Below are 9,312 nucleotides of genomic sequence, written 5' to 3' on the forward strand. Positions count from 1 at the left end.
CCGCTTTCGCGAGCAAGCCCGCTCCCACATTGGATTTTGTGAACGACAAAAATCAACTGTGGGAGCGGGCTTGCTCGCGAAGGGGCCCTCAATCCAGGCCGAGTTTTTTCAGCCTGTAGCGCATCGACCGAAATGACAGACTCAAGCGCTGCGCCGCCGCCGTACGATTCCAGCGCGTTTCCTCCAGCGCCTGCAGAATCAGTTTGCGCTCGACGTTCTCCAGATAATCCTCAAGATTGTCGATCTGCGTCAGGTCGGCAATACCGCCATCGACCGCGCAATTGCCTTCGCTGAGACGTAAGTCCGCGGCCTCGATCAACTGGTTTTCACACAACGTGTGCGCTCGTTCGAGGACGTTTTCCAGCTCCCGTACATTCCCCGGGAAACGGTAACTCTTCAGCGCCTCCAGCGCCTGCGGGTGCAGACGGGCTGCCGCGCGGCCGCTGCCTGCCGCCAAACGCTGGAGCATGTGCGCAGCCAGCACTTCGATGTCATCGCGCCGTTCGCGCAGCGACGGCACGCGCAGTTCGATCACGTTCAAGCGGTAATACAGGTCCTGGCGAAAGCGCCCGGCGGCGACCTCGGCGTCGAGATCCTTGTGGGTGGCGCAAAGAATGCGCACGTCAACCACCGCTTCCTGCTGGCCGCCGACGCTGCGCACGGCCTTCTCCTGAATCGCCCGCAGCAATTTCACCTGCATCGACAGCGGCAGGTCCGCGACCTCGTCGAGAAACAGGGTGCCGCCGTGCGCGGCCTGGAACAGTCCGGGTTTGTCCTCGACCGCGCCGGTAAAGCTGCCTTTGCGATGGCCGAAAAACTCGCTTTCCATCAGCTCCGACGGAATGGCCCCGCAGTTGACCGGCACGAACGGCTTGCTGGTGCGCGGTCCCTGTTCGTGGATCAGCCGCGCGACCAGTTCTTTGCCGCTGCCCGATTCGCCGCTGATGTAGACCGGGGCCTGACTGCGCGCCAGTTTGTCGATCTGTTTGCGCAGGTCGCGCATGGGCTGCGAGTCGCCGAGCAGGCGCCGATCTATCGACGAGATGGCGCCACCCACCGCCGGCATGCGCAACGCGGTGACGACCAGTTCACGCAGGCGCGTGAGATCAACCGGTTTGGTGAGGAAGTCGAAGGCCCCGGCCTTCAAGGCGTTGATCGCGGTTTCCAGGCTGCCATAAGCAGTGATCATCGCCACCGGCAGTTGTGGGTAGCGTTGCTGGATGTACTGCACCAGGTCCAGCCCGGTGCCGTCGGGCAGGCGCATGTCGGTCAGGCACAGGTCGAAGCTGTTGTTGTGCAGCAGCGCCTGGGCTTCGCCGAGGTTGCGTGCGCTGAAGGTGTCGAGTTTCATCCGTCCCAGGGTGATTTCCAGGAGTTCGCGGATATCCGGTTCGTCGTCGACGATGAGGATTTTTTGCCGTGGGCTCGTGTTCAACTTTGTTTCCGTCCGTGAGCAAAGGTGATGCGAAAGCAGCCGCCGCCTTGGCGTGATTGGAAGTCTAGGCGCGCCTGGTTGCTTTCGCACAGCTCACGGGACAGATAAAGCCCAAGGCCGGTGCCCTGGCTGCTGGTGGTGAAGAACGGTTCGAACAGATGCGCCTGCTGATCGGGCGGTACACCGGGGCCGTTGTCCTGCACTTCGAGCACCGCCAACTGGCTGTCGGGGTCGACGAACAGCGCCAGCCAGACTTCGGCCTGCTCGTGCAGCAGGGCGCTGTGCCGCCAGCCATTGCGTAACAGATTGTCGAGAATCTGCGTGAGCTGGTCGGGGTCCATCAGCGTGATGAAATCCCCGGAATTGATCCGCAAATGAATCGACTGGCGCTCGCTCGCCTGTTCGCGGCTCTCGGCCACGAAGTGTTCCAGCCACGGCTTGAGATCCAGGCGTTGCGGAGCGCTCTGCTGGCGACGCGACAGTTGCAGGACGTTTTCGATGACTCGGTTCATGCGCTGGGAGTGGTCTTGAATGATCTGCGTCAGACGCCGATCCGCGCCATCGAGTTCCTCGGACTCGGCCAATAGCTGCGCGGCGTGACTGATGGCGCCCAACGGATTACGGATTTCATGGGAGATGCCGGCGGTCAGGCGCCCGAGCGCGGCGAGCTTGAGTTGCTGGGCTTGCTGGGCGACCTGCGCAAGGTCTTCGAGAAACACCAGGGTCTGTTGGTTCGGGCTCTGTGCGAGGGCAATGAAGTTCGGTTGCAGTTCCAGGCCGTTGCCGGGAATCTTCAGGCTCTGTGGGCGCAGTGTCGGGTTGCTCAGCCACAGTTGCAGGCGCTCGACCAGTGCCGGCGAATAGTCATCGATCAAATGCCCCTCAAGGTGCGACTGTGCCAGCAGGCTTTTCGCGCTGTGATTGGCCAGTTGCACCCGGCGCTGTCCGTCGAGCACCAGAATGCCGGTGCGCATGCGCTGCAGAATCAGGGCGTTGAGCGCCTCGAGGCTGACCACTTCGCTGGCGCGCTGTTCGGCGAGGTGCTCGCTGACTTCCAGGCGGCGGACCAGGCCCTGGACCAGCAGCGCAGCCGCAAAACACAAAGCGCCGAGTGTTCCGGCCTGTAGATAATTGTTGGCACTCAGAGGTTGGCTGAGCCCCAGCAGGAAACTGGAAGCGACAATGCCGAGGGCGCCGATGGCGGCAATCAGCAGGCCGATGCGGCGGCGCAGCAGGGTGTTGGCGATCGCCACCGAGACAATCAGCAGGTTGCCGATGGCACTGGCGACGCCGCCCGCCGCATAGAACAGGCCGCACAGCAACAGCACATCGACCAGCGCCAGGGTGAACAATTGCGCCGGGCGGCGGGTGTTCTCGAGGAACACCACCAGCAGAATGTTCAGCACCAGATACAGCCAGCTGCCGCTGCGCAGCAGGTCGTCGTCGGCCGAGGTCAGCAGGCGGTTGTCCATGTTGCTGGAGATCAACAGCACCAGGGTGATGCCGACGCTTAAACGGTAGAGGTGATAAAGGCGCAGCAGGCGCTGCGCCTGTTTACTGTCGGCGTGGGCGGCCTCAGCGATCACTGGTGCCCGGGCCTTGCTCAAGGTGAGCCTGGCTGCAATACCACTGTTGCTGAAGGTTCAGCGCGCGGTCGCGCGGCAGGTGCACGCCGCAATGGGCGCAGCGCACCATCGGCGCGGCGTCTTGCTCGCGCGGCGACTGGGCGGAGGCGGCGGGCGCCTTGAATTTGCGCCACAGCGATACCGCGGCGAAAATCAGGACAATCCAGAACAGTAAACGAAGCATGATGGGCGGCTTTTCGGCTAATGATTCGGCAGTTTAGCCAAGGAGCCGGCAAGCGCACAGACTATTAACGTGCGGCAATGAAAAAGGGAGATCCGCAGATCTCCCTTTTTTGTGCACCCGGTGTGATCAGTCGAACACGCCGAAGGTCATGTAGCTGAACCACGAACGGTCGTCGTTGTTGCCGGCGGCTTCGTGATGTTCTTCTTCAATCACGTCACCGTTTTCGTCTTTAGGCTTGAGCTCGTTCGGGATCGCGTCTTTCGCGTCCTGGAACTGCTTCTGCACGTCCTGGTTGGCGCGGGTTTCTCCCGGCGGCAGCGGTGGACGCGATTCGATCAGGCCCAGCGTCGCCTTGCTCAGGAACGAGCGGTTGTCGGCTTCGGCGACCGATGGCACGAACTGACCGTCCTGCAGGCTTGGGTGGTTCGGGTAGTTGAGCTTCAGGGTTTCCAGACTGGTGGCGGCCAGTTCGTCCAGGTGCAGACGCTGGTAAGCCTCGGTCATCACCGCCAGGCCGTCGCCGACCGATGGGGTCTCCTGGAAGTTTTCCACTACATAACGGCCACGGTTGGCGGCGGCGACGTAGGCCTGACGGGTCAGGTAGTAGTCGGCTACGTGGATTTCGTAGGCGGCCAGAAGGTTGCGCAGGTAGATCATGCGCTGCTTGGCGTCCGGCGCGTAGCGGCTGTTCGGGTAGCGGCTGGTCAGCTGGGCGAACTCGTTGTACGAGTCGCGGGCAGCGCCAGGGTCACGCTTGGTCATGTCCAGCGGCAGGAAGCGCGCCAGCAGGCCGACGTCCTGGTCGAAAGAGGTCAGACCCTTGAGGTAGTACGCGTAATCCACGTTCGGATGCTGCGGATGCAAACGAATGAAGCGCTCGGCAGCGGACTTTGCAGCTTCCGGCTCCGAGTTCTTGTAGTTGGCGTAGATCAGCTCCAGCTGTGCCTGATCGGCGTAGCGACCGAACGGATAACGCGACTCCAGAGCCTTCAGCTTGGCTGTGGCGCTGGTGTAGCTGTTGTTGTCCAGGTCAGTCTGAGCCTGCTGATACAGCTCGGCTTCGCTGAGGTTTTCGTCTACGACTTCCTTCGATGAGCAAGCAGCGGTCAATGCGAGGATGGCGATCAGCAGCAGGTGTTTCACTTGCATGGCGGCTTGCGTCCCTATGACGGCCGCTGTCTTGGGCGGGGCCGTCCTGTTATGATGAGCGCCCCGTTGAAAAGCCTCGGGGCAAAAGACGCCGTATTTAACCACAAGCGCGCAGCCGAAACCAAAGGCTGTGCCGACGCCCAGTCAGAGCATGTCCGATAAAATTGAACTTCGCGCAGAGGTGCCGTCCGATTTGGGCGGCCAACGCCTCGATCAAGTCGCCGCCCAACTCTTCGCTGAGCACTCACGCTCGCGCCTTTCCGCCTGGATCAAAGAAGGTCGCCTGACTGTGGACGGGGCGGTCATCCGCCCGCGCGACATCGTGCATGGCGGTGCCATCCTTGAGCTGACTGCCGAGCAGGAAGCCCAGGGCGAGTGGATCGCCCAGGACATCGAGCTCGACATCGTCTATGAAGACGACGACATCCTGGTGATCAACAAGCCTGCGGGCCTGGTGGTGCACCCGGCTGCCGGCCACGCCGATGGCACCTTGCTCAATGCCTTGCTGCACCACGTGCCGGACATCATCCATGTCCCGCGCGCCGGTATCGTGCATCGTCTGGACAAGGACACCACCGGTCTGATGGTGGTGGCCAAGACCATTCAGGCGCAGACCAAGCTCGTTGCCCAGCTGCAAAGCCGCAGCGTCAGCCGGATCTACGAGTGCATCGTGATCGGTGTCGTGACCGCCGGGGGCAAGATCAACGCCCCGATCGGTCGCCACGGCCAGCAGCGCCAGCGCATGGCAGTGATGGAAGGCGGCAAGCCGGCCGTCAGTCACTACCGCGTGCTGGAGCGTTTCCGGTCCCACACGCATGTGCGGGTCAAACTGGAAACCGGTCGCACCCACCAGATCCGTGTGCACATGTCGCACATCAACTTTCCGTTGGTCGGCGACCCGGCGTACGGCGGGCGTTTCCGCATTCCGCCGGCGGCGAACCCGACCATGGTCGAGTCGCTCAAGCACTTCCCGCGTCAGGCCTTGCACGCGCGCTTCCTTGAACTGGATCATCCGACCAGCGGTGAGCGCATGAGCTGGGAATCGCCGCTGCCGGAAGATTTCGTCTGGCTGCTGACCCTGCTCAAGCAGGATCGCGAGGCTTTCGTCGGATGAACTGGCTGACGCCGGACTGGCCTGCGCCGGCCAGCGTCAGGGCCTGTGTCACCACCCGCGAGGGGGGTGTCAGCGAGGCGCCGTTCGACAGCCTCAACCTGGGCGATCATGTCGATGATCGTCCGGAGGCCGTTGCCGAGAATCGTCGGCGGCTGACCGAACACTTCTCGATAAAGCCTGCCTGGTTGCAGCAAGTGCACGGGATTGCCGTGGCGCATGCTGATCCGGACCTGGTTGCCACCGCCGACGCCAGTTGGACGGCGACCCCCGGTATTGCCTGCACGGCGATGACCGCGGATTGCCTGCCGGCATTGTTCTGCAACCGTGCCGGCACTCGCGTCGCGGCGGCTCACGCCGGCTGGCGCGGGTTGGCGGCGGGCGTGCTGGAAGCCACCCTCGATCATCTCGACACTGCGGCGGCAGACGTGCTGGTCTGGCTCGGCCCGGCCATCGGCCCGAAAGCCTTTGAAGTCGGCCCGGAAGTACGCGAAGTCTTCGTCAATCAACTGCCGCAAGCGGCAGCCGCCTTCGTGCCTAGCCACAATGCTGGCAAGTTCATGGCCGACATCTATCTGCTGGCGCGCCTGCGTCTGGCTGAACGCGGTGTCACTGCGGTTTATGGCGGCGGTTTCTGCACCGTGACCGACCCGCGCTTCTTCTCTTACCGCCGTGCGTCGCGCACAGGTCGGTTCGCCTCCTTAATCTGGCTCACCCGCTAGACTGACTGATCTGCATCAACTGTCCGCCGCTTGAATCTCCCAGAATCGACCACATCTACAGTGGTATCTGGCAGGTTTCTTTATTCAGGATGGTTTTTAGGTCCGGCCTGCTCAAAAGGAAGGTGACCCCATGCGTATAGACCGTTTAACCAGCAAACTTCAGTTGGCGTTGTCCGACGCCCAATCCCTGGCTGTCGGCCACGATCATCCGGCCATCGAGCCGGCGCATTTGATGCAAGCCATGCTTGAACAGCAGGGTGGTTCGATCAAACCCCTGTTGATGCAAGTGGGCTTCGACGTCAACAGCTTGCGTAAAGAGCTGACCAAAGAGCTCGACCAATTACCGAAAATCCAGAACCCGACCGGCGACGTCAACATGTCGCAGGATCTGGCGCGCCTGCTCAATCAGGCTGATCGTCTGGCACAGCAGAAGGGCGACCAGTTCATTTCCAGCGAGCTGGTGCTGCTCGCCGCGATGGACGAGAACAGCAAACTCGGCAAGCTGTTGCTCGGCCAGGGCGTGAGCAAGAAAGCCCTGGAAAACGCGATCAACAACCTGCGCGGTGGTGAGGCGGTGAATGACGCCAACCACGAAGAGTCGCGTCAGGCGCTGGATAAATACACCGTCGACCTGACCAAGCGCGCCGAAGACGGCAAGCTCGATCCGGTGATCGGCCGTGACGACGAAATTCGCCGCACCATTCAGGTACTGCAGCGTCGCACCAAGAACAACCCGGTGCTGATCGGTGAGCCAGGCGTGGGTAAAACCGCGATTGCCGAAGGCTTGGCGCAGCGCATCATCAACGGCGAAGTGCCGGACGGCCTCAAGGGCAAACGTCTGCTGTCGCTGGACATGGGCGCGCTGATTGCCGGTGCCAAGTATCGCGGTGAGTTCGAAGAACGCCTGAAAGCCCTGCTCAATGAACTGTCGAAGCAGGAAGGGCAGATCATTCTGTTCATCGACGAACTGCACACCATGGTCGGCGCCGGTAAGGGCGAGGGCTCGATGGATGCCGGCAACATGCTCAAACCGGCACTGGCGCGCGGCGAGCTGCACTGCGTCGGCGCAACCACGCTCAACGAGTACCGCCAATATATAGAGAAGGATGCGGCGCTTGAGCGGCGTTTCCAGAAAGTCCTGGTGGACGAGCCGAGCGAAGAAGACACCATCGCCATCCTGCGTGGCCTCAAGGAGCGTTATGAGGTTCACCACAAAGTGGCGATCACCGACGGCGCGATCATTGCCGCGGCCAAGCTCAGCCATCGCTACATCACGGATCGGCAGCTGCCCGACAAAGCCATCGACCTGATTGACGAGGCCGCCAGCCGTATTCGCATGGAGATCGACTCCAAGCCGGAAGTGCTGGATCGTCTGGAGCGTCGCCTGATTCAGTTGAAGGTGGAATCCCAGGCACTGAAGAAAGAAAGCGATGAAGCGGCGATGAAGCGCCTGGAAAAACTCCAGGAAGAAATCGTCCGCCTCGAGCGTGAGTACTCGGATCTGGAAGAAATCTGGAACTCGGAAAAAGCCGAGGTTCAGGGTTCGGCGCAGATTCAGCAAAAGATCGAACAGTCGCGTCAGGAACTGGAAGCGGCGCGCCGTAAAGGCGACCTCAACCGCATGGCCGAATTGCAGTACGGGGTGATCCCGGATCTGGAACGCAGCCTGCAAATGGTCGACCAGCACGGCAAGAGCGAAAACCAGTTGCTGCGCAGCAAGGTGACCGAAGAGGAAATCGCCGAAGTCGTTTCGAAGTGGACCGGTATTCCGGTGTCGAAAATGCTCGAAGGCGAGCGCGACAAGCTGATGAAGATGGAAAGCCTGTTGCATCAGCGCGTGATCGGTCAGGACGAAGCAGTGGTCGCGGTCGCCAACGCGGTACGCCGTTCGCGTGCCGGGCTGGCGGACCCGAATCGTCCAAGCGGCTCGTTCATGTTCCTCGGCCCGACCGGTGTCGGTAAAACCGAGCTGTGCAAGGCGCTGGCCGAATTCCTCTTTGATACTGAAGAGGCGATGGTGCGGATCGACATGTCCGAGTTCATGGAGAAACATTCCGTGGCACGGCTGATCGGTGCGCCACCAGGCTACGTTGGTTACGAGGAGGGCGGTTACCTGACCGAAGCGGTGCGTCGCAAGCCTTACTCGGTGATCCTGCTGGACGAGGTCGAGAAGGCGCATCCGGACGTGTTCAACATCTTGCTGCAAGTGCTGGAGGATGGACGACTGACCGACAGCCACGGCCGCACGGTGGATTTCCGCAATACCGTGATCGTCATGACCTCGAACCTCGGCTCGTCGCAGATCCAGGAACTGGTGGGTGACCGTGAGGCGCAGCGTGCAGCGGTGATGGACGCGCTGACCAGTCACTTCCGTCCGGAGTTCATCAACCGGGTCGACGAAGTGGTGATCTTCGAGCCATTGGCGCGGGATCAGATCGCGGGCATTACCGAGATCCAGCTGGGCCGTCTGCGCAGTCGTCTGGCCGAGCGCGAGCTGAAGCTGGAACTGAGTCCGGAAGCGATGGACAAGTTGATTGCGGTGGGATACGACCCGGTGTATGGCGCACGTCCACTCAAGCGTGCGATCCAGCGCTGGATCGAAAACCCGTTGGCGCAGTTGATCCTGTCGGGGCATTTCCTGCCGGGCGACACGGCAACCGGCAAGGTCGTGAACGACGAAATCGTTTTCGACTGAGCGGCAACGCCAATGAAATAAGGAAGGCCTCGCTTTGCGAGGCCTTTTTTTCGTTAGGCTGTTGAACTCTAAGGAAAAGGCTTGTAAAGTGCGCCCCGCAGTCAGTCACCGGCAGCGTTTCAACCCACTGGGTTGAAAACTGAAATAAGTTGCAAATCATTAACTTGAAAGCAATTTAGGGGGTTGACAGAGGTGTTCTAGGTTGTAGAATAGCGCGCCTCAGACACACGAACGCAGCGATGCGAAAACGATGTCGAGAAGCTTCAAGTTTCACCGTTGTAAATTGAAATATGTAGTTCCGTGATAGCTCAGTCGGTAGAGCAAATGACTGTTAATCATTGGGTCCCAGGTTCGAGTCCTGGTCACGGAGCCAATTTCAAGCCGGGGTTTT

At 61.1% G+C, this 9,312-nt stretch carries 7 protein-coding genes and 1 tRNA gene; 4 read left to right on the top strand and 4 right to left on the bottom strand.

Annotated features, from left to right (window positions below):
• Window positions 1-88: 88 nt before the first annotated feature.
• From ACIOUG_RS22835 to ACIOUG_RS22850, 4 genes are all read right to left on the bottom strand, one after another.
• Window positions 89-1,435: a sigma-54-dependent transcriptional regulator gene (locus ACIOUG_RS22835; protein WP_401068849.1), complete on the bottom strand. Its 1,347-nt coding sequence runs from the start codon at window positions 1,433-1,435 to the stop codon at window positions 89-91.
• Window positions 1,432-3,021 (bottom strand): sensor histidine kinase, encoded by a 1,590-nt coding sequence (locus tag ACIOUG_RS22840; RefSeq protein WP_401068859.1) that lies wholly within the window; start codon window positions 3,019-3,021, stop codon window positions 1,432-1,434. The genes ACIOUG_RS22835 and ACIOUG_RS22840 overlap by 4 nt, the downstream gene beginning before the upstream one ends.
• Window positions 3,011-3,244, bottom strand: a complete 234-nt coding sequence (locus ACIOUG_RS22845) for a PP0621 family protein (RefSeq protein ID WP_401068850.1) — start codon at window positions 3,242-3,244, stop codon at window positions 3,011-3,013. The genes ACIOUG_RS22840 and ACIOUG_RS22845 overlap by 11 nt, the downstream gene beginning before the upstream one ends.
• Window positions 3,245-3,370: 126 nt before the next feature.
• The gene (locus tag ACIOUG_RS22850; RefSeq protein WP_401068851.1) at window positions 3,371-4,393 is read right to left on the bottom strand and encodes an outer membrane protein assembly factor BamD; all 1,023 of its coding nucleotides are present in this window, start codon (window positions 4,391-4,393) and stop codon (window positions 3,371-3,373) included.
• Window positions 4,394-4,544: 151 nt separating this feature from the next.
• On the opposite strand from ACIOUG_RS22850, the gene rluD reads away from it, so the two are divergent.
• The 4 genes from rluD to ACIOUG_RS22870 all read left to right on the top strand — a co-directional run bounded on the left by rluD (window position 4,545) and on the right by ACIOUG_RS22870 (window position 9,294).
• Window positions 4,545-5,507 (top strand): 23S rRNA pseudouridine(1911/1915/1917) synthase RluD, encoded by a 963-nt coding sequence (rluD, locus tag ACIOUG_RS22855; protein ID WP_401068852.1) that lies wholly within the window; start codon window positions 4,545-4,547, stop codon window positions 5,505-5,507.
• On the top strand, window positions 5,504-6,226 hold the full coding sequence (gene pgeF, locus ACIOUG_RS22860) for a peptidoglycan editing factor PgeF (protein WP_401068854.1): 723 nt from the start codon (window positions 5,504-5,506) through the stop codon (window positions 6,224-6,226). Before rluD ends, pgeF begins: the two co-directional genes overlap by 4 nt.
• Window positions 6,227-6,356: 130 nt before the next feature.
• Window positions 6,357-8,921, top strand: a complete 2,565-nt coding sequence (gene clpB, locus ACIOUG_RS22865) for an ATP-dependent chaperone ClpB (protein ID WP_007963856.1) — start codon at window positions 6,357-6,359, stop codon at window positions 8,919-8,921.
• Between the two features lie 297 nt (window positions 8,922-9,218).
• A tRNA-Asn gene (locus tag ACIOUG_RS22870) sits at window positions 9,219-9,294 on the top strand.
• The last annotated feature ends 18 nt before the right edge of the window (window positions 9,295-9,312 follow it).

The sequence above is a fragment of the Pseudomonas sp. NPDC087803 genome, from assembly GCF_044742995.1.
Taxonomy (GTDB): Bacteria; Pseudomonadota; Gammaproteobacteria; order Pseudomonadales; family Pseudomonadaceae; genus Aquipseudomonas.

Coding starts and splice junctions, on each gene's coding strand:
- ACIOUG_RS22845 (WP_401068850.1), bottom strand. CDS start 3,244: ATGCTTCGTTTACTGTTCTGGATTGTCCTGATTTTCGCCGCGGTATCG.
- ACIOUG_RS22850 (WP_401068851.1), bottom strand. CDS start 4,393: ATGCAAGTGAAACACCTGCTGCTGATCGCCATCCTCGCATTGACCGCT.
- rluD (WP_401068852.1), top strand. CDS start 4,545: ATGTCCGATAAAATTGAACTTCGCGCAGAGGTGCCGTCCGATTTGGGC.
- pgeF (WP_401068854.1), top strand. CDS start 5,504: ATGAACTGGCTGACGCCGGACTGGCCTGCGCCGGCCAGCGTCAGGGCC.
- clpB (WP_007963856.1), top strand. CDS start 6,357: ATGCGTATAGACCGTTTAACCAGCAAACTTCAGTTGGCGTTGTCCGAC.